The sequence below is a fragment of the Arthrobacter sp. SD76 genome, assembly GCF_049726125.1.
In the GTDB taxonomy this organism is placed as follows: domain Bacteria; phylum Actinomycetota; class Actinomycetes; order Actinomycetales; family Micrococcaceae; genus Arthrobacter; species Arthrobacter nitrophenolicus.
Window position 1 is genome coordinate 565,572 of record NZ_JBNBLR010000001.1, and the last position, 19,690, is coordinate 585,261.

Genomic DNA, 19,690 nt, shown 5'->3' on the forward strand with positions numbered 1-19,690 from the left:
TCTCGGCCCGAACCCCAACTGCCAGCTGAGCTGGGAGGTGGTGACGCCGTCGTACGTTTTCTCCCACTCCACCGTCACACGGGGCGTGCCGGACGTGCCTGGAACTCCCAACGCGTCAGCAAGCTCCTGGCGGCCGGGCGTCGCAGCGGCGAAGCGTGGCTGTTCGCGGATGTAGGCAGGCCAGTCCTCGAACCCGCCGATGGCGCTGGGGCGTGCAGCGGTCTCCACTGGCCTGCCTCCTTCCTGATTGTGCCGGTGCTGCCGGGATGGTCAGCCCAGGTTCGAGTTGACCTCGTTGATAACGCCCTTGGCGGCGTCCCGCGCGGAAACCTTCCCGAAAAGGACATCGGTGTTGTAACGGTTCAATACTTCCATGGTGGCGGAGGATCCCGCAGGGAACGGCTTCGGCGGATCGATCTTCATCTCGGCGATCCGGTCCAGGTAGGCGGCTTCCTTCTGCTGGGTTTCCTTCAGCAGGGGCGTGATGCCGGCCTTCAGCTCGGTGTTGGCGGGCATGCCGCGGTCACTCTTGATCTTGCTGGCAGCGTCCATGTTGTTGACCAGGTAGTTGATGAAGAGCGCGGCTTCCTTGGACTGCGGCGACTTCGCGGAGATGGCGTATTCCATGGAAGAGCGGAGCCAGGTGCCGGGAGCCTTGCTTTCGCCGGGAAGCTTCACCATCATCAGCGGAGCGCCGGAGTAGGAGGTCATCTGGTTGCTCCAGGAAATCTTCATGGCCTGCTTGCCCTGGCCCATGAGGGTCATCTCGGGTTGGGCCGAGCCGTCCTCCACCGTCTGCGAAGCCGAGGGCGCTCCGCCGGTGTCCATCAGTTTCTTATTGAGCTCGAACCATTTGGTGAGCGTGTCCTCACTGATGCCCATCTTCTTTCCGTCCTCCGTGTAGAGCTCCTCGCCGTTTTGGCGGGCCCAGACGGCAACGAAGGAGTCGTTGGACATCGGCGTGGTGCCGAACGTGCCGGCGGGAGACTTTGCGGTGATCTCCGCAGCGATGTCGACGTAATCGTCCCAGGTCCAGGTTTCATCATCCGGCAGGGGGACGCCGGCTGCCTCGAAAACAGTGGGGTCCAGCACCATGGACATGGCATTCACGCCCGCGGTGATGGTGTACTGCTTGCCGTCGATTTTGCCCAGGTCCACCGTTCCTTCAGCGAACTTCGACGTGTCGAGCTGGTCCTTTACTGTGTCCAGGTCAAGCAGCACGCCGCGGGAGGCGTACTCGCTCGGGTAGGAACCGCTCATGGCGAAGACGTCAGGAGTGGTTCCCCCGGCAATCTGGGTGGCCATCTTGTCCCAGTAGGAGCTGAACTCGGTGTTCTCGCCCTGGACTTTGATGGTGGGATTGGCGGCCTCGAAGTCCTTGATGACCTCGAGTGTCGTTTTGGCACGGGAGTCGTTGCCCCACCAGGCGAAGCGGATGGTCACCGGGTCCTCTTCGGTGCCCACCTTTCCGGCCTGGGGGCTGCTGCCGCAGCCGGTCAGGGCCAGGGCCAGGCTGGCGGTGGCTGCCGCCACTCCTAGTACTGACCTTTTGCGAACGAACTTCATGGTCCTGCCCCCTTGCTGGTGTTCCAGAGCGACTGTTCTAGAGTTGAGTGATGCCGATTACAGAAAACGCTTTCTCAAAAATTAGCAAAGGGCTATACATCAGTCAAGAAACCGTTTACTTTGGTAGCGAGCCGCTTTTCATCCAGCACCTCGGGCGGCGCACGGCAAGCGCATTCCGCAGATCCTGCGGGTTCGCCTCACAACCGGCGCCACAGGTGCCCGCAACCATCGCACTGCGATGACAAGAACGTGGAGGCCACGATGACCAAAGGAGACCACATGGCCGCGAAGCACATACCCAGGGCCCTGCGTCCGGCACTTCAGCCGGCCGTAGCAGGCCTGTACCCGACGGGGCGCCTGCAGTGAGCGCCATCAGTGAACTGAGTTCGCTGTCCCGGCGGAAGGGCAAAGCCACTGCCGAGGAGAAGAAGGCGAACGGCCGCGACAACAAGGCCGCGTACATCTTCCTGCTGCCGTGGCTGGTTGGCCTGGTAGCCATCACTATCGGCCCCATGCTGATGTCCCTTTACCTGTCCTTCACGGACTACAACCTGCTTCAGCCGCCGGAATGGACCGGGCTGGACAACTTCACCCGGATGCTGACCGATGCGCGGCTGCACAACTCGCTCGGTGTGACGTTCACCTACGTCTTTATCGGCGTTCCGCTGCAGCTCGCCGTCGCACTGCTGATCGCCCTGGTCCTGGACAAGGGCCTGCGCGGACTGCCGTTCTACCGCTCGGTGTTCTACCTGCCGTCCCTGCTGGGCGGTTCGGTGGCTGTGGCCATCCTCTGGAAGCAGATCTTCGGCACCACCGGCCTGGTGAACCAGGTCCTGGCGATGTTCGGCATCCAGGGCCGGGGTGGATCTCGGATCCCAGCACCGCGCTGGGATCGATCATCCTGCTTCACGTCTGGACGTTCGGCGCCCCCATGATCATCTTCCTGGCCGGCCTGAGGCAGATCCCGCACATGTACTACGAGGCCGCCAGGGTGGACGGGGCCACCACGCTCCAGCAGTTCTGGCGGATTACCATGCCGATGCTGAGCCCCATCATCTTCTTCAACCTGGTTTTGCAGATCATCGGTTCGTTCCAGTCGTTTACGCAGGCGTTCATCGTCTCCGGCGGCAACGGCGGTCCTTCGGACTCCACGATGTTCTTCACGCTGTACCTCTACCAAAAGGGCTTCGGCCAGTTCGATATGGGCTACGCGTCGGCCATGGCATGGTTCCTGCTGGTCATCATCGGTGTTTTCACCGCCATCAACTTCATCGCTTCTAAGTATTGGGTTTTCTATGACGACTAACCTGGAGACGCTGCCCGCCTCGGACAAGAAGTCCGGGAACGCCGGTAAGCCTACGAACCACCGCAAGCCCCGTGAATCCCGCGGGACCCTGGCCTTCAGCCGGGCCCAGCGCGGCAAGTCGCTGATGAAGCACGGCATCCTGATCCTCGCCGGCGGCCTGATGATCTACCCACTCCTCTGGATGGTGGTCTCCTCGCTCCGTCCCAACGAGATGATCTTCCGGGAGCCGGGCCTGTGGCTGAACAGCCTGGAAATGAGCAACTACACGGACGGCTGGTCCGCCCTGACCCACCCGTTCGGGCACTACATGATCAACTCGGCCATCGTGGTGATCGGCTCGATCCTGGGCAACCTGATTTCCTGCTCCATGGCCGCCTACGCCTTTGCCCGGCTGCAGTTCACGGGGAAGAAGCTGTTCTTCGGCATCATGCTGCTGACCATCATGCTTCCCTTCCACGTGGTGATCGTTCCGCAGTACATCCTGTTCTCGCAGATTGGCTGGGTGAACACTTTCTGGCCGCTGCTGGTGCCCAAGCTGCTCGCCACGGACGCGTTCTTCGTCTTCCTGATGGTCCAGTTCATCCGCGGTATTCCCCGCGAACTCGATGAGGCCGCCCGGATCGACGGTGCCGGCCACCCGCGCATCTTCCTGCGGGTCATCCTGCCGCTGATGGTGCCCGCACTGGCCACCACCACCATCTTCACGTTCATCTGGACCTGGAACGACTTCTTCGGCGCCCTGATCTACCTCACGGACCCGGATATGTTCACGGTGCCGGTGGCCCTGCGTGCGTTCGTGGACGCCCAGTCCGCCACCAGCTGGGGATCGCTGTTCGCCATGTCCATCGTGTCCCTCCTGCCGGTCTTCCTGGTGTTCCTGTTCGGCCAGCGGTTCCTCATCAAGGGCATCGCCACCACCGGCATCAAGTAGGCCCCGCCCTGCCGCAGAACCCCATAACCCGTGGTTCTGCACCCGGCGCCGGCATCACATTTGAACGGCCCGTCCCCGTGGCGGGCCGTTCGGCCGTCCCGGCGGACTTTCGAAAACTCCCCATCCAATGTCTTGTATTACAAGTCGTACACTTGTAGCATTAGATGCAGAAAGCGTTTTCCCGGCGCCGGATGCAGTTCCCTCGTATCCTGCAGAGCGGAACCGATTCCCACACAAATCCCCAGCATCAAGATCAACGAAGATCGGAGTACCAAGTGCCGTTTTTCCCCGTTCTGCATCTGCTGAGAGGCAGGCAGAAAATTCATCCTCCGGCGCAGCCCGCCGCATCCGCAAGATCGGCGTGGTGGCCGCGGCCGCCGCCGTCGTCATGGCCCTCAGTGCATGTGGCGGCGGAGGAAGTGCGCAAAGTGACGACGGCCCTGTTGAGCTGCGCTTCTCGTGGTGGGGTGGCGACAAGCGCGCCCAGCTGACCCAGGAAGCCATCAAGAAGTTCGAGGCCGAGAACCCGAACATCAAGATCAAGCCGGAGTTCGGCGACTGGAGCGGCTACTGGGACAAGCTGGCTACCCAGGTGGCCGCCAATGACGCCCCGGACATCATCCAGATGGACGAGAAGTACATCACCGAGTACTCAAGCCGCGGCGCCCTCCTGGACCTGTCGAAGTACGACATTGACACCTCCAAGCTAGATGAAGCCGCCCTGAACGCCGGCAAGAGCGAAGACGGACTGACGGGCATTGCCGCCGGCATCAATGCCGCCACCATCCTGGCCAACCCGGCTGTCTTCGAGGCCGCCGGCGTTCCGCTGCCGGATGACTCCACCTGGACCTGGGAGGACTTCGGCCGCATCGCCGCCGAAATCACGGAGAAGTCGCCCAAGGGCACCTACGGTGCTGCAGCCTACGGCACCGACGAGGCCTCGCTGGGTGTCTGGCTCCGCCAGGACGGAAAGTCCCTCTACACATCTGATGGAAAGCTGGGCTTTGAGCCCGCCGATATCGCCGGCTGGTGGGCCAACCTGAAGCAGTTGAGCGAGAACAAGGCGGTGCCGACCGCATCCGAGGTGGTTGAGGCCGAAGCCGCGCCGCTTGACCAGAGCGGACTGGCAACGGGCAAGAACGCCCTGGCCTTCTGGTGGTCCAACCAGGCACCCGCACTGGAGAAGGCTTCCGGTGGCGACCTGAAGATCCTCCGGTTCCCCACCAAGACCGGTGACGCCGCCGATGCCGGGCTCTGGTACAAGGCATCCCAGTTCTGGTCAGCCTCTTCACGCACCAAGCACCCTGAGGAAGTGGCCAAGTTCATCAACTTCCTGGCAAACGATGTCAAGGCCGGCGAAACCCTCCTGGCCGACCGCGGTGTCTACCCGAACTCCGAAGTCCGGGCAGCCATCGAGCCCAAGCTGACCGCCGCCGACGTCAAGGTGGTCAAGTTCATCGACCAGATCAAGGACGAACTTGGCGAGGCTCCGGCACCGCCGCCGAAGGGCGCAGGGTCCATCCAGGAGATCATCAAGCGGTACACCTCGGAAGTCCTCTTCGAACGGCTGTCCCCGGAAGAAGCAGGCAAGAAGGCCCATGACGAAATGAAGTCGGCCATCAGCAGCTAGACCCCACACCGCCAACACGGCTCCGGACAGTTGGGTGGAAGCCTCCTCCGCCCACAGCGTCCGACGGCGGGTGGCGGCGCCGTCCCGGCAGGAACCACGGGTTCCTCCCGGGACGGCGCCGTTTAAGGCTGAGGCATGCTTGATAGGTCAAGGTCACGCCGGCTGGATGACCCGCCCCAGCACCTGGACCCGTTCTTCACCGCCGCAGGAGGCGGTAGTGATCCAGGGCTGCGAGTATGGATGGCCCACAGATCCACAGCTGACCAGGGTGTTCCCGGCAAGGGCGGTGCGGTGGAGTGGTAGGTGTGGCCGGTGGGGGTGCGCATTTCGACTGTGTGCCGGAGGCCGGGCAGCGGGAGTGGTTTTGCCGACCAGCCGGGGGTTTCCTTGGTGTGGTTGCAGGCCTCGCAAAGCCCACGGCCGTTGCCTGCGGTGGTGGTTCCGCCGTTGGCCCAGCTGAGAATGTGGTCGTGGTGGCGGATCGGCGCGTCGCAGTAGGGCGTGCGGCAGGTGTCGTCCCGGACCTGGAGGAACCGTTTGAGCCCGGCCGGGAAGAGCCGCGCCCGGGAGTCCATCGCGACAAGCTCGCCCGTTCCGGGTGCGGTGTAGAGCCGGCGGATCCAGAGGGCCAGGTCCTGCCTGTCATGGACTTCGGTACCGGTGCGTTCGGGATCAAGGAGGAGGGTGCGGGCGGTTTCGGCGGGGATGATGCCGTAGCCGGGGATCCTGGCCGGTTCGCTGTCGCCCTGGAACAGGGCCCGGTCCGTCATCACGACCTGGAGGTCGATACCCGTGATCCCGGCCCGGGTGCCGGTGACGCGTTCGACCAGGGTGTCGGCCATGACCTGCCCCCGGGACCGTTCATCCCCTCCCGCCCGGGCGCCATCGGCCTCCCGGACCAGCACGGCGTAGGCGGCCACACCCTGGGCGACGGGCATCAGCGCGGTCAGGTACGTCATCGCATCCGGCGCCGGCCGCAACGACACCGTCCGCTCCGTCACCGCATGCGCCGCCCTGCGTGCGACAGACCGGGGGTCACGCCGGTACGCTGCCGCGCGGACGGCGGTGATGATGGCGCGGTCCCCGGCACCGTCCAGGGCGGCGGTGTCCGCGGCGAGTTCCTCGTCCACCGCCATTCGGTCCTCCACGGTCAGGCAGGCTGTCTCCTTCACGACCAAAGTGGTGCGCCACTCGTTCAGCTGCCCGGACCGGAACGCGGCGAACGTCCGCGGCATCCCCGTCAAGGCTTTCGCCGTACCCAAAAGCCGTCCGCCCTTGGCGGGGGATTCCCGCCGCGCCAGCGCAATCTGGGCAGCCACCCCGGCGCCCTGCTCCTCGGCCGGGACACCGGCCGCGGCCTGGACCCGCCGCTGGAACCCATCAAAGGCGACAGTGATCTCGGCCTGCCGGGCAGCGGCCAGGGACTTCACATCCTCCAGCTGCCGCAACTGGTCAATCATCCCCGGCCCCTCAGGGGCGACAGGCACAGCAGCCAGAACCGCCAAGGCATCGGCGATCGTCGGGACACCACCGCGCCCCGACCACATCCCTGCCAACGCTCCAACCGCTTCCATGAACAAAGTCTTCCAGCAGGGTGTGACAAAAGAGAGGCGCCAGCTTGCTATGTGGAAACCGGGAAGTACCCCTGGATATGGTGCGACGACGGCGCCAGATAGGCGCCGCCGTCGCGGTCTGCCAGACCGGTAGAAGAAGCCTTAGGCCTCCTCGGCGATCACCGCCACTCCGCCGGCAGGCACAATTCCCGAGAAGGCGTCACCTGTCAGCAGGTCCCTTCCCGAAGCCTGCACAGACGCGCCGGAGCGGGTGTGGTTGATGGCGAACAGGAAGCTCCCGCCACCGGCAGCGCGGCGCCGCACCACTTCAACGCCGGGGTCGGCCACGGCGGCGGGTGCGACGCCCGAATCGGCAAGGAGCCGGTCCACCACAGCCTCGATGCCGTCCGGGTCGGGAAAGTTGCCAGGTACCAGGCAGCGCCCCTGCCCACCGCCCGCCGGGTCAGGGACGGGACGCCCTCCAGGGGGTATTCGGTAAAGGTCTGGACCGTTTCGGCGTCCACCGCGTGCACGTGCTCGCTCCACACTGAGGAGACGGACCCGTCGCTCAGCTTGAGCCGGGAACCCTCGAGCAGGGGATGGAACTCCTCCACCCGCACGCCCAACAGTTCCCGGAAGGCGCCCGGGTAGCCGCCCAGCCGCACGTGGTCCTTCTCGTCCACGATCCCGCTGAAGTAGCTGACCAGAACCGTGGCACCGGACTCAGCCGCCGCGGCTATATTGGCGGCGGCCTCATCGGTCACCGAGTACAGCGTGCAGACGAGCACCAGGTCGTAATCCTCCAGAGGCGCCGACGGGTGCACCATGTCAACAGCGACGCCGCGCAGGTACAGCGAGCGGTGGAAGGCGCGCAGCAGGTCCAAGTACCGGACGTCGATGCTGGGCTTCGAATCGATCTCGCTGGCCCACCAGGCCTCGTAGTCGAAGACAATGGCGGCCCGTGACTCCACCCGTGAACCGCGGACCGGCTCAAGGAGCTTGAGGGCGGCGCCCAGGTCCACCACCTCGCGCCAGACGCGCGTGTCCCGCCCGCCGTGCGGCACCATGGCGGAGTGGAACTTCTCCGATCCGGCGAAGCTCTGCCGCCACTGGAAGAACATCACGGCATCCGCGCCGCGGGCCACGTGGGCGAGGGAGTTGCGCAGCATTTCGCCGGGCATCTTCGGCTGGTTGCGCGGCTGCCAGTTGACGGCCGACGTCGAATGTTCCATCAGGATCCACGGGTCGCCGCCTGCGATTCCACGGGTGAGGTCCGCGCTGAACGCGAGTTCGACATGGCGTTCCGGATCCGCGGCCACCAGGTAGTGGTCGTTGGCAATGACGTCCAGGTCCTTGGCCCAGTCGAAGTAGTCCATGGCCTTGGTGGCGCTCGAAGCCATCAGGTTGGTGGTGCACGGAACGTGGGGGGTCACGTTGCGCAGGACGGCCACGAGGTCGCGGTAGTAGTCCATCAGGGCCCAGGAGTTGAACCGCTGGAAGTCCAGCTGCTGGCCGGGGTTCAGTGTGCTGGGTGCGACGCCGGGAGGCAGGATCTCCTCGAACGATGCGTAGTTCTGGCTCCAGAATGCCGTGCCCCACGCCGCGTTCAGCGCCTCGATGCTGCCGTAACGGCGCTCCAGCCAGCCGCGGAATGCTGCCGCGTCCTCCTCGCCGTGGAACTCGGAAACGTGGCAGCCCAGCTCGTTGTCCACGTGCCACAGCGCCAGGGCAGGGTGGTCCTTGTACCGCTCTGCCAGCGCCCGGGTGATGGCCTTCGCGTAGCGGCGGTAAACGGCCGACGACGGCGTGTAGTGCCGCCGCGAGCCCGGTCCCAGCACCGTTCCGTCAGCCGTGACCGGCAGGATCTCCGGATGCTTGCGGACCAGCCACGCGGGCGGTGCAGCGGTGGCGGTGGCCAGGGCCACCTTGACCCCGATGCCGGCGAGGTTGTCCAGCACCTCGTCGAGCCAGCCGAAATCGTACTGTCCTTCAACAGGCTCCAGCAGTGCCCAGGAGAAAATTCCGACGCTGAGGAAGTTCACGCCGGCTTCCTGCATCAGTTCCAGATCCTCCAGCCGGACGCTGACGGGCCACTGCTCCGGGTTGTAGTCGCCGCCGAAGGCGAGGCCTTCGATGTTGTTCCAAACGCTGGCCGGGCTGGAAATAGCCGGGATTGTCATGGGACTCCTATGTCTGCTGCGGGGATGGAACCGGGAGGAACATCAGATGTTTGGAAAACGCTTGCCCAAACTCGGGAATGGCTATATTGTATCGTTTCAGAAGCCGTGTAAGCCAGCTCACTACTCACGTTGTAGATGAGATCAGGGATTGCACACATTGAGCAAGGAGGCTCCCGTGATCAACAGAAGGCATTTCCTCACCACCGTCGCAGTCGGCACTGCATCTGCCGGCGTTCTGGCCGCGTGCGGTACCGGGTCCAGCACCTCGGGACAGACCGGTTCCGCCGAAAACCCCGTCACCATCAACTACACCTGGTGGGGCAACGATGACCGCGCCGAGCGCACCCGCAAGGCCATCGCCCTGTTCGAGGAGAAGAACCCGGACATCAAGGTCAACGGCAACTTCACCGACTTCGCCGGCTACTGGCAGAAGCGCGCCACCGAAGCTGCCGGCGGCGGCCTGCCGGACGTCATGCAGTGGGACCTGTCCTACCTGCGCGACTACGGCCAGCGCAACCAGCTTCTTGACCTGGGCACGGTCAACATCAACACGGACGCCTTCGAGAAGTCCCTCCTGCCCTCGGGCCAGATCAAGGGTAAGACCTACGGCATCCCCACCAGCACCAATGCCTTCGCCGTCTACTACGACCCCGCCAAGCTCGCCTCCCTGGGCATCGCCGAGCCGGACGGCAGCTGGACCTACAAGGAGTTCAACGAGTTCCTCACTGAAGTGGGCACCAAGAGCAACGGTGCGATCTTCGGCGGCACCGACTACACCGGCGTCTGGTGGATGTTCAACATCTGGCTGCGCCAGAACAACATCCAGGCCTTCACCGAAGACGGCAAGCTCGGCTTCACCAAGGACGACCTGAAGAAGTGGTGGAACCTCACCGCCGACCTTCGCGGCACCGGCGCCATCGTTTCGGAAGAGCGCGTCACCCAGCTGGCACCGAAGTCGCCGTTCGGCTCCAACGTCACCGCCACAGAGGTCACCTGGGACAACTTCATGGCAGGCTACCTCGCGGACAGCGGCGCCAAGGAGCTCAAGCTTGCCCGGTCCCCTCCGACGACCCGGACAACCTGGGCCTGTTCCTCAAGCCCTCCATGCTGATGGTGGCCAGCGCCAAGACCAAGTTCAAGGACGCCGCTGCCCGCTTCATCGACTTCATGGTCAACGACCCCGAGGTCGGCCAGATCTTCAAGACCTCCCGCGGCGTGCCCGCATCCAAGACCCAGCGCGACGGCACCACCTTCGAGGGCACCGATAAGCTGGTTGTCGATTACGAAAAGTCCATCGAGAAGTACCTCAAGGACGCTCCCGAGCCGCCCATCGTCGGCTTCGGCACGCTTGAAGCCTCCTTCAAGCGCATCGCCTCCGACCTGAACTACGGCAAGCTGGACATCAACGGGGCCACCGATGCCTGGTTCAAGGAAGCCGAAGACCTTATCAAGCAGAACGCCTGATCCAGGCACCCGCCTGATTCTCGCTTCATGACTGACGGATTGAACTCGTGACTCAAAGCCCAACCCTGAGCAGGCGTTCGACGACGTCCGCCCCGCGCAGCTTCGCAAGTCGAAGCAGCGCGGGGCGGACGCCCGCGCCGGCTACACCTTCCTGCTGCCCTGGCTGCTGGGGTTCATTGCCCTCACCGTTGGGCCGATGATCTCCTCGCTGTACCTGTCCTTCACCAACTACAACCTGTTCGAGCCGCCCAAGTGGATCGGCCTGGACAACTACACCACCCTGTTCCAGGACGAACGGTTCCTGCAGTCGGTGGGCGTGACCGTGGGTTACGTGGTCTTCGGTACCCCGCTGAAGCTCGCGGCCGCGCTGGCGGTGGCCATGCTGCTGAACAGCAAGCGCCGCGGCCAGGGCTTCTACCGTTCCGCGTTCTACGCACCCTCCCTGATCGGCGCGTCCGTGTCCATCGCCATCGTCTGGAAGGCCATGTTCGGCGACTCCGGTCCGGTGGACCAGGGCCTGTCGTTCTTCGGCATCAACCTCGGCGGCTGGGTGGGCAACCCGTCCATGACCATGCCGATGTTCATCCTCCTGACCGTCTGGCAGTTCGGCGCCCCGATGGTGATCTTCCTGGCCGGCCTGAAGCAGATCCCGAACGAACTCTACGAAGCGGCGTCGATGGACGGCGCGGGTCCGGTGCGGAAGTTCTTCAACATCACCTGGCCCATGCTCTCCCCGGTGATCTTCTTCAACCTCCTGATGGAAACCATCCACGCGTTCCAGATCTTCGCCTCGGCCTACATCATTTCCAACGGTGAAGGCGGCCCCGCCGGCTCCACCCTCTTCTACACCCTCTACCTGTACCTGCGCGGCTTCAGCGACTTCCGGATGGGCTACGCCTCGGCAATGGCCTGGCTCCTGGTGATCGTGGTGGGCATCATTACCCTGATCTTCTTCCGCACGTCCAAGTCCTGGGTCCACTACAGCGGTGATGCAAAATGACAACCATGGCAACCCCCACGCAGTCCGCCCCGGACGCCTCCGCCCCGGTCTACAACCCGAAATCGGAGTCAGCGGGCGCGAAGCGGGCCAAGAGCCTGGCCTTCCATGCGGTCGCGCTGCTCCTCACCGCGGTGGTGCTCTACCCCGGCCTGTGGATGATCGCCTCCTCGTTCAAGCCGAACTCCGAGATCGGCGGCGCGAACACGTCGCTGTGGTCCAGCAACTTCAGCTTCGACAACTTCGTCACGGCCATGGACGGCATCGGCGGTGTGTCCACCCTCCAGTTCTTCACCAACTCCCTGGTCCTGGCACTGGGCGCCGTGGTGGGCACCATCCTGTCCGCATCGGTCTCGGCCTACGCATTCGCCCGGATCAAGTTCCCCGGCCGCGGCATCTTCTTCGGCATGATGATCGCCACCCTGCTGCTGCCGTTCCACGTGGTGATCATTCCGCAGTACATCATCTTCCAGCAGCTGGGCCTGGTGGACACCTACATCCCGCTGCTGATCGGCAAGTTCCTGGCCGCGGACGCGTTCTTCGTCTTCCTGATGGTCCAGTTCATGCGGAACCTGCCCGCCGAACTGGACGAGGCGGCACGGATCGACGGCGCCGGACACGTCCGGATCTTCACCTCCATCATGCTCCCGCTGATGAAGCCGGCCCTGATCTCCACCTCGATCTTCTCCTTCATCTGGAGCTGGAACGACTTCCTGGGGCCGCTGCTCTACCTGAACACCCCGGAAAAGTACCCGTTGCCGCTGGCCCTGCGGCTCTTCGTGGACCAGACCCAGTCCTCGGACTACGGTGCCATGATCGCGATGTCCGTCCTGGCCCTACTCCCGGTCCTGATCTTCTTCCTGATCTTCCAGCGGTACATTGTTGAAGGCGTTTCCACCCAGGGCCTCAAGGGCTGACGGAGACAGGAATGAGCATCATGGACAGCACCACCCCCGCATCCAGCCACCACCAGCCCATTCCGGTGAACCGGTTCGCCCTGTTCTCCGAGACCCTCCTGGCAGGGCTGCTGGTGCTGGCGCTGTCCCTTCCGCTGGTCACCATCCCCGCCGCCTACGCGGCGGGGATCGCCCACCTGGAACGGCACCTCGCCGGCCGCGACGATTCCGTCCGCGGCCTCTGGGGCACCTTCCGCGCTGCCCTGCCCGGAAGTTGGAAGCTCGGCCTGCTCACCGCGGCAGCCGCCGTCGTGATTGTCCTTAACCTGCTGCTGGCCTGGGTGGGCCAGCTGCCCGGCCGGGAAGTGGTCCTGCCGGCAACCCTGCTCCTGGCCGGCTGCGGTGCAATCCTGCTGCTGCGCACCACCGCCGCCTGGTCGGACACCTCCGGCGCGGGCACCGACGCGGGAGGCGCCTGGCGCTCCGCGCTGGAAACCGGAAAGGCGCTGTCCCTCCAGGACTGGACCGGTTCGCTCCTGCTGGCCGCGGCCCTCTTCGGCGCCGTGGTCTTCGTCTGGATGCTGGTGGCACTGTTCGTCGTGGTTCCCGGCACACTGATCCTCGCCGCCGCCGCAGTGAAACTCCGCTCACACCGGGCCTGACGGCCCCCTCCAACGCCCTTCCGGCGCCGGCTCCCCGCCGGCGCCGGAACTATTTCCCCGTCTTCCCAGATATTGAGTTGAGTCCCCGACGTGCCTTCCGAGCGCCAGCGTTCCGAACAGTCCACCCGCCCGCCTGAAAGTGCCGCCCGCTGGTACCACCCGCTGAAGCAGCACAACTACCGGCTCTTCCTGGGCATGCAGCTGGCGGGAAGCGTCGGCGTCTGGATGCAGCGGCTGGCCCAGGACTGGCTGGTGCTCCAGCTGACCGCGAGCCCCGCGGCCGTGGGCGTCGCCGTCGCCCTGCAGTTCCTGCCCATGCTGGTGGTGGGACCCCTCGCCGGGCTGGTTGTGGACCTCTTCCCCAAGCGCCGGATCATGATGGTCTGCCAGTCCGTGATCGTGCTGCTCGCCCTGGGCCTGGCAGCCTGGGTGGCCAGCGGAGCCATCACCGTCTGGGCTGTATACGCAAGCTGCGTTGCGCTGGGGATCACCGCCGCCATCGACCAGCCCGCGCGGCAGGTGTTCGTGAACGAGGTGGTGGGCGACGCCGCCCTCCGGCCTGCCATCGGCCTGAACAACGCGCTGGCGCAGCTTGGCGCCATGGCCGGACCTGCCCTTAGCGGCGTGCTCATCGCCCAGGCCGGCCCGGCCGCTGCCTTCGCTGCCAACGCCCTGACCGGCGTGCTGGTGCTGGGGCTGATCATCGGCATGCGGGCCTCGGAACTTCATCCCGGCACTCCCGCCCAGCGGGGCCGCGGGCAGCTGCTCGCGGGCTTCCGCTACGTCCGGGACCGGCCGCGCCTGCTGCTCCTGATCCTGCTGGCCGGGCTCCTGGGTGCCTTCGGCATGAACGGGCCCGTGGTCCTGGCAGCCTTCGCGGACCGGGTCTGGCACAACGGTGTGGAGGGCTTTGGCCTGTTCAATACCGTCAGCGCCGTCGGTGCCCTCGCCGGTGCCCTGCTCGCTGCCCGGCTGAAGAACATGGGACGCAAGGGCATTGTGGCGTCGGCCGGTCTTTTCGGGCTGTCCCAGCTGCTGGCTGCCCTGATGCCCAACCTCCTGCTCTTCACGGCCATGCTGGTGGTGGTGGGCCTCATGACGCTCCTTTTCCTCACCAGCGCCGCCACCGCGGTCCAGCTCGAGGCCGGCCCGGCCATCCGCGGCCGGGTCATGGCGCTGTACCTGCCGCTGCTCCTCGGCGGGCATGCCATGGGCGGGCTCCTCGCCGGCTGGCTGACGGAACAGTTCGGAGTGCGCGCCGGTCTGGTGGTGACGGGCGGGCTGGGCATGCTGTCCGCCGCCGTCGTGGGCCTGCTGCTGTGGCTTCATGCCAGGCGCTCCCGCGCGGCGTAAGGCTGCACCCCAGGCCTTCCGCCGGTGCTGGCTCCGGGGTTATCGGGCGGGCTGCGTCCTGATGGTCCCGGCGGTTTAGCCCGCCGGGAGGGAACCATTAGGACGCAGGAAGGGCGAATGGGGTGGGGGAGGACCCGGCCCACGGCAGGCCGAGTTCGCTGAAGGTGGCATGCTGCCGGCCGGCGCGTTCCAGCGCGTCTTCGATGCCCGTCACTACCGCGTGGGCTGCTTCGCCGTTACCCTCCCACCGGACGTAGGCGCCGTCGATGGGGGCCGGTTCCGGTGCGGTGCGGATGGCTTCCAGGACCAGCATGAAGGCGCCGCTGTCCACGGCCGAGCTGAGCAGGGGAACGCCGCGGTTACGGTGCGCCAGCAGGTTCTCGGTGAGGTCGTCCCGGCCGTAGGTTTCCTCTGTGCGCCCGGACACCGTTTCGATGGCGAGGCGGTCCTCGGTGTAGTGGAAAACCGCGGTTCCTTCGGATCCCTGGAGCGTCACGTACGGCTCCACGGACTCGGTGGCACAGATGGTGAGCGCGCAGGTGATGGGCAGGCCGGATGCGGTGCGGATCCGGATCACCGAGGTGTCGTCCGATTCGATGTCGTTGGCGCGGTACAGCTCAGTTTCCACGGACGCCACATCCGCCGTGGTGCGGGCCCCGGCAATCCGCAGGGCGGTTGCCACAGCATGGGCCAGGGGATTGGTGGCCACGCCGTCTACCACGTCCACGCCGTTGATGCTGCGCTTTCCCGCCCAGCGCGACCGCTTGTAGTACGCCCTGTCGCGCACCCAGCGGCCGGTGGCCGAGATGCCCTGCAGGGTGCCGATCGTGCCGGCTGCCACCAGCTCTTCGATGGCACGCAGGGCGTGTGAGCCGAGGCTTTGGAACCCTATCTGGACGCTCCTGCCGGAGGTGGCTGCGGCGTCGAGGAGGGTGTAGTAGTCAGCGAGCGTGGCCACCGGCGGCTTTTCCAGATAGAGGTCGGCTTCCGTGGCCAGGGCGGCGAGTGCCAGCGGGGCATGGGTCTGGATGGGCGTTGCAACGATGATCACGTCCAGGTTCCGTGTGTCCGCCAGCAGTTCACTGAGCCCCGGAAAGACAACGGCCGACGCCGGCACGGACCCGGGTGCCGGCGGCTGCGGGTCCGCCACGGCCACGAGGTCGACGGCGCCCGCCATCTGGAGGCGTTCAAGGTTGCGGAGGTGGTGGGTGCCAAAGCCGTGGACACCTACCAGGGCAACACGGGCGGGTGCCCCTTCCTGGCCGGCAGCGGCGGTGGAAGGCAGTACTCCGGAGGCCGGAGTTCCTTCCGGTGCGTCCGGCGCGCGGGTGCCAACTGGCGTTCCCATGGTTCTCCATTCCGCCGGGGGCATGGCTCGTTGGCTTTCGATGCTGGGATTGCGGCAAGCGCTTTCCGCCTTCAAGTGTGCGGCATCCTCCTGGCTCGCGTCCAGTAGTGTAACGATTCAAAATGTTGATTGACCGACCTTCGCCGGCTGGTCTAGATTCTGCAGAAACCGATTACCCGCACCAACCGCGAACTTGCGCTATCACTTTTGGTCCCCAAAGAGGGGATATAGGAACCAGTACTGATAGGGCAACGGGGTCAGACCAGAAAGACACCATGAAAATCCTGCTCGCCGGAGACTCAACCGTCGCCAACTGCCCCACGCAAGAATTCCCCATGAGCGGATGGGGAGGGCGCCTTGCGCCACTCACGCACACCTGGGCAGCCGTGCACAACTTCGCCAAGGGCGGGGCCAGCACCGAGTCCTTCCGGGACGAGGGATTGTGGGACAGCCTGTTGGCCGAGGCCGGCGAAGGCGACCTGGTGCTCATCCAGTTCGGCCACAACGACCAGAAAAAGCCGCACCTGGCGGCCCGCACCGGCTACGCCGCCAACCTGCGCACCATGGTGGCCGAGGTGCGGGAAAGGGGCGCGGCTCCGGTGCTGTGCACCTCCGTGGAGCGGCGGCACTTCCTGGACGGGCCGGCGTCGGACGCTGTCCTTGAGGAAAGCCTGGAGGACTATCCGGAGGTGGTCCGGGAGATTGCCCGGGGGCTGGGGGTCGCCCTGATCGACCTCAACAGCTGGACGCGAAGCCTGTACGTGGGGCTGGGCCGCGGCGCATCCATCAGCCTGTTCTGCCACTTCGGCCCGGGCGAGCACGCCCACTGGCCGGACGGCCTCACGGACAACACCCACTTTTCACAGAAGGGCGCCTCCCTGGTGGCTGGGGAAGTTGCCCGGCAGTTGGCGCGCCTGGGCTTTGGCCCCGGTGCCGCCTCTCCGGCGCGGCCGCACGGCGCACGGCTTACGACGGCGGCCCGGGCCTGAGCGCCTTGTGATGCCCGCCTCCGAAGGTTCCTGCTGCCCGGCCCCTTCGGACGTGCGGCGCCTTACCCGGCGGCGGGTGACGCTGTGCTTTGCCGCACCACCAGCTCCGGTGTGAACACCACGGAGCGGTGCGTGGGGTTCTGCGACTCCACCTCTTCGGTCAGCAGCTCAATGGCGGTACGCCCAGCGCTTCGGTGGGCTGCCGGATGGAGGAGAGCGGAACCACGGCGGAGACGGCGAAGTCGATGTCGTCATAGCCGATCAGCGCAACGTCCTCGGGAATCCGGAACGTGTGGGTCATGGTCAGCGACTGCATGACACCCAGGGCCAGGAGGTCGTTCGCGCAGAAGATGCCCTCCGGCAGAGCGTCCCTGCCGCGTTCAACCAGCATGTTGCCCACGCTGCGGCCCGCCAGGACGGTCATGCCCTCCGAGGTCAGCACCTCAAGCGTCGCGCCCGGCTCCTCCTTCACCGCTCGCTCGGCGCCCTGCAGGCGGTCGGCCACCTGGCGGATGGAGGTGGCACCACCCACGAAGGCCAGGCGACGGCGGCCGGTGTCCAGCAGGTGCCGTGCTGCCAGGTACCCGCCGGCGTCGTCGTCCACCGCAACGGAACTGAACTTCGACTCGTCGGCGAGGCGGTCCACCAGAACGGTGGGCACGCCGCGCTCCCGCAGCAGGTCCAGCCGCTCGGTCACATCGCCCACGGGGGAGATCAGCAGGCCCTGGACCCGCTGCTCCTGGAACAGGTCGATGTAGTTGGCCTCCCGGCCGGCGTCGTGGCCGCTGTCGCCCAGGAGTACCGCGCTGCCGTGGAGGGCCGCGGCGTCCTCGGCCGCCCTGACCACCGAGGTGAAGAAGGGGTTGCCGACGTCCAGGACAATGAGGCCCACGGTGCGGCTGTGGCCGGCCCGGAGCTGCCGGGCGGCGTCATTCCGGATGAACCCAAGCTCGTCAATGGCCTTCAGTACGCGTTCCTTGGTGCGCTGCGACACCCGGTCCGGGTAGTTCAGCACATTCGAGACGGTTCCCACCGCCACGCTGGCGTGCGTGGCGACGTCCTTGATGCTGGCTGAGCGGTTCATGATTCTCCGTGCTGGTGGTCCGCGTGCGCTGCCTTCCGGTCCACGAATGGCCGAACCGGAATGCTTGACACCTACTCAGGATCAAGAGTACTTTGAATCGTAACAATGAAACGATTCAAAGTTGTGCGAGTTCAGGAGAGTTCCAGATGAGGGTGTGCTTCCGCTCTTCGATCAAGCCGGAATTGATCGACGAATACAAGCGGCGCCACGCCGCCGTGTGGCCGGAGATGCTCCGTGCCCTGAAGGATGCCGGCTGGAACAACTACTCCCTGTTCCTGGGGGAGGACGGGCTCCTGGTGGGCTACGTGGAGTGCGACGACTTCGACGCCGCCCGGGCGCGCATGGCCCTCACCGACATCAACGCCCGCTGGCAGGCGGAAATGGCAACGCTGTTCGAAAACTCCGGCCAGGCGCCCGATGAGGGGTTCCAGGTCCTGGAGGAAGTCTTCAACCTTGACAGCCAGCTCGCGGCAGCAGGAACACCCGCTTCCTGAACCGCCCCAACCCGCAGCCCCACAGCTGCACCCCAACAGACCACAGAACAAGACACCGGAAAGAACCATCATGAATGACGTAGCAACGGCGCTGGGCAGGCTCGGGGAGCTTGCCATCGAGGTCCCCTCGTGGGCCTATGGAAACTCGGGCACGCGGTTCAAGGTGTTCGGCACGCCCGGCACGCCGCGGACCGTGCAGGAGAAGCTGGCTGATGCCGCGAAGGTCCACGAGCTGACGGGCCTGGCGCCCACGGTGGCACTGCACATCCCGTGGGACAAGGTGGACGACTACGCCGCTTTGAAGGAATACGCGGCCGGCCTGGGCGTGGGCCTGGGCACGATCAACTCCAATACGTTCCAGGATGACGAGTACAAGTTCGGGTCGCTGACCTCTTCCAACGAGGCGGTCCGCCGCCGGGCCATCGAGCACCACCTGGACTGCATCGAGATCATGCACGCCACCGGCTCGAAGGACCTGAAGATCTGGCTGGCGGACGGCACCAATTACCCGGGCCAGGACGACATGCGCGGCCGCCAGGACCGTCTCGCCGAGTCGCTGCAGGAGATCTACGCAGCCCTGGGCGATGAGCAGCGGCTGGTGCTGGAGTACAAGTTCTTCGAGCCGGCTTTCTACCACACCGATGTTCCGGACTGGGGCACTTCGTACGCCCAGACCCTCGCGCTGGGCGAGAAGGCGTTTGTCTGCCTGGACACCGGCCACCACGCCCCGGGCACCAACATCGAGTTCATCGTGATGCAGCTGCTGCGCCTGGGCAAGCTGGGTTCCTTCGACTTCAACTCCCGCTTCTACGCCGACGACGACCTGATTGTGGGTGCCGCGGACCCGTTCCAGCTCTTCCGCATCATGCACGAGGTGATCCGTGGCGGCGGCTACGGCAAGGACTCCGGCGTGGCTCTGATGCTGGACCAGTGCCACAACCTGGAGGAGAAGATTCCGGGCCAGATCCGCTCGGTGCTGAACGTCCAGGAAATGACCGCCCGCGCCCTGCTGGTGGACACCGCAGCCCTGACGGAGGCCCAGCGCGCCGGGGATGTCCTGGCAGCGAACGCTGTGTTCAACGACGCGTTCTACACCGACGTCCGCCCGGTCCTGGCCGAGTGGCGTGAATCCCGCGGCCTGCCCGCGGACCCGCTGGCCGCGTTCAAGGCCAGCGGCTACCAGAAAAAGATCAACGAGGACCGCGTGGGCGGCCAGCAAGCCGGATGGGGCGCATAA

11 protein-coding genes and 5 pseudogenes are annotated in these 19,690 nt (G+C 65.5%); 11 read left to right on the forward strand and 5 right to left on the reverse strand.

The window, feature by feature from the left end; translation table 11 throughout:
- Positions 1–270 precede the first annotated feature (270 nt).
- Positions 271–1,566 carry an ABC transporter substrate-binding protein gene (locus ACPEE0_RS02700; protein ID WP_035753123.1) on the reverse strand — a complete coding sequence of 432 codons (1,296 nt, stop codon included), beginning with the start codon at positions 1,564–1,566 and terminating at the stop codon, positions 271–273.
- Between the two features lie 362 nt (positions 1,567–1,928).
- Between ACPEE0_RS02700 and ACPEE0_RS02705 the strand changes: the two are divergent.
- The 3 genes and pseudogenes from ACPEE0_RS02705 (at position 1,929) to ACPEE0_RS02715 (ending at position 5,433) form a co-directional block, all read left to right on the forward strand.
- Positions 1,929–2,872 (forward strand): annotated as a pseudogene (locus tag ACPEE0_RS02705) (carbohydrate ABC transporter permease).
- Entirely contained in the window at positions 2,862–3,803 is a 942-nt protein-coding gene (locus ACPEE0_RS02710; RefSeq protein ID WP_424573838.1) for a carbohydrate ABC transporter permease, read from the forward strand. Before ACPEE0_RS02705 ends, ACPEE0_RS02710 begins: the two are co-directional and overlap by 11 nt.
- A gap of 388 nt (positions 3,804–4,191) precedes the next feature.
- Positions 4,192–5,433, forward strand: coding sequence for an ABC transporter substrate-binding protein (locus ACPEE0_RS02715; protein WP_424575222.1), 1,242 nt, complete (start codon positions 4,192–4,194; stop codon positions 5,431–5,433).
- 122 nt (positions 5,434–5,555) lie between these two features.
- Here the strand turns inward: ACPEE0_RS02715 and ACPEE0_RS02720 are convergent, their stop codons facing one another.
- Positions 5,556–7,007 (reverse strand): HNH endonuclease, encoded by a 1,452-nt coding sequence (locus tag ACPEE0_RS02720; protein ID WP_424573839.1) that lies wholly within the window; start codon positions 7,005–7,007, stop codon positions 5,556–5,558.
- A 141-nt stretch (positions 7,008–7,148) separates the two neighbouring features.
- Positions 7,149–9,166 (reverse strand): annotated as a pseudogene (locus ACPEE0_RS02725) (beta-galactosidase).
- A 175-nt stretch (positions 9,167–9,341) separates the two neighbouring features.
- Between ACPEE0_RS02725 and ACPEE0_RS02730 the strand changes: the two are divergent.
- The 5 genes and pseudogenes from ACPEE0_RS02730 (at position 9,342) to ACPEE0_RS02750 (ending at position 14,538) form a co-directional block, all read left to right on the forward strand.
- A pseudogene (locus ACPEE0_RS02730) lies at positions 9,342–10,630 on the forward strand (ABC transporter substrate-binding protein).
- Positions 10,631–10,677: 47 nt separating this feature from the next.
- Positions 10,678–11,630 (forward strand): annotated as a pseudogene (locus tag ACPEE0_RS02735) (carbohydrate ABC transporter permease).
- A complete protein-coding gene (locus ACPEE0_RS02740) occupies positions 11,627–12,544 on the forward strand; it encodes a carbohydrate ABC transporter permease (RefSeq protein ID WP_009356690.1) in 918 nt (305 codons plus the stop codon). Before ACPEE0_RS02735 ends, ACPEE0_RS02740 begins: the two are co-directional and overlap by 4 nt.
- An 11-nt stretch (positions 12,545–12,555) precedes the next feature.
- Positions 12,556–13,185 carry a Poxvirus protein I5 gene (locus tag ACPEE0_RS02745; protein WP_424573840.1) on the forward strand — a complete coding sequence of 210 codons (630 nt, stop codon included), beginning with the start codon at positions 12,556–12,558 and terminating at the stop codon, positions 13,183–13,185.
- A gap of 90 nt (positions 13,186–13,275) precedes the next feature.
- Complete coding sequence (locus ACPEE0_RS02750) at positions 13,276–14,538, forward strand: MFS transporter (protein ID WP_424573841.1); 1,263 nt, start codon at positions 13,276–13,278, stop codon at positions 14,536–14,538.
- Positions 14,539–14,635: 97 nt separating this feature from the next.
- Here ACPEE0_RS02750 and ACPEE0_RS02755 read toward each other — a convergent pair whose 3' ends face one another.
- Positions 14,636–15,886 (reverse strand): Gfo/Idh/MocA family protein, encoded by a 1,251-nt coding sequence (locus ACPEE0_RS02755; RefSeq protein WP_424573842.1) that lies wholly within the window; start codon positions 15,884–15,886, stop codon positions 14,636–14,638.
- Between the two features lie 275 nt (positions 15,887–16,161).
- Between ACPEE0_RS02755 and ACPEE0_RS02760 the strand changes: the two genes are divergently transcribed.
- Complete coding sequence (locus ACPEE0_RS02760; protein WP_424573843.1) at positions 16,162–16,875, forward strand: rhamnogalacturonan acetylesterase; 714 nt, start codon at positions 16,162–16,164, stop codon at positions 16,873–16,875.
- Between the two features lie 62 nt (positions 16,876–16,937).
- Here ACPEE0_RS02760 and ACPEE0_RS02765 read toward each other — a convergent pair.
- Positions 16,938–17,959: pseudogene (locus ACPEE0_RS02765) on the reverse strand (LacI family DNA-binding transcriptional regulator).
- 146 nt (positions 17,960–18,105) lie between these two features.
- Between ACPEE0_RS02765 and ACPEE0_RS02770 the strand changes: the two are divergent.
- The gene (locus tag ACPEE0_RS02770; protein ID WP_424573844.1) at positions 18,106–18,453 is read left to right on the forward strand and encodes an L-rhamnose mutarotase; all 348 of its coding nucleotides are present in this window, start codon (positions 18,106–18,108) and stop codon (positions 18,451–18,453) included.
- 70 nt (positions 18,454–18,523) lie between these two features.
- The gene (gene rhaI / locus ACPEE0_RS02775) at positions 18,524–19,690 is read left to right on the forward strand and encodes an L-rhamnose isomerase (RefSeq protein ID WP_354175934.1); all 1,167 of its coding nucleotides are present in this window, start codon (positions 18,524–18,526) and stop codon (positions 19,688–19,690) included.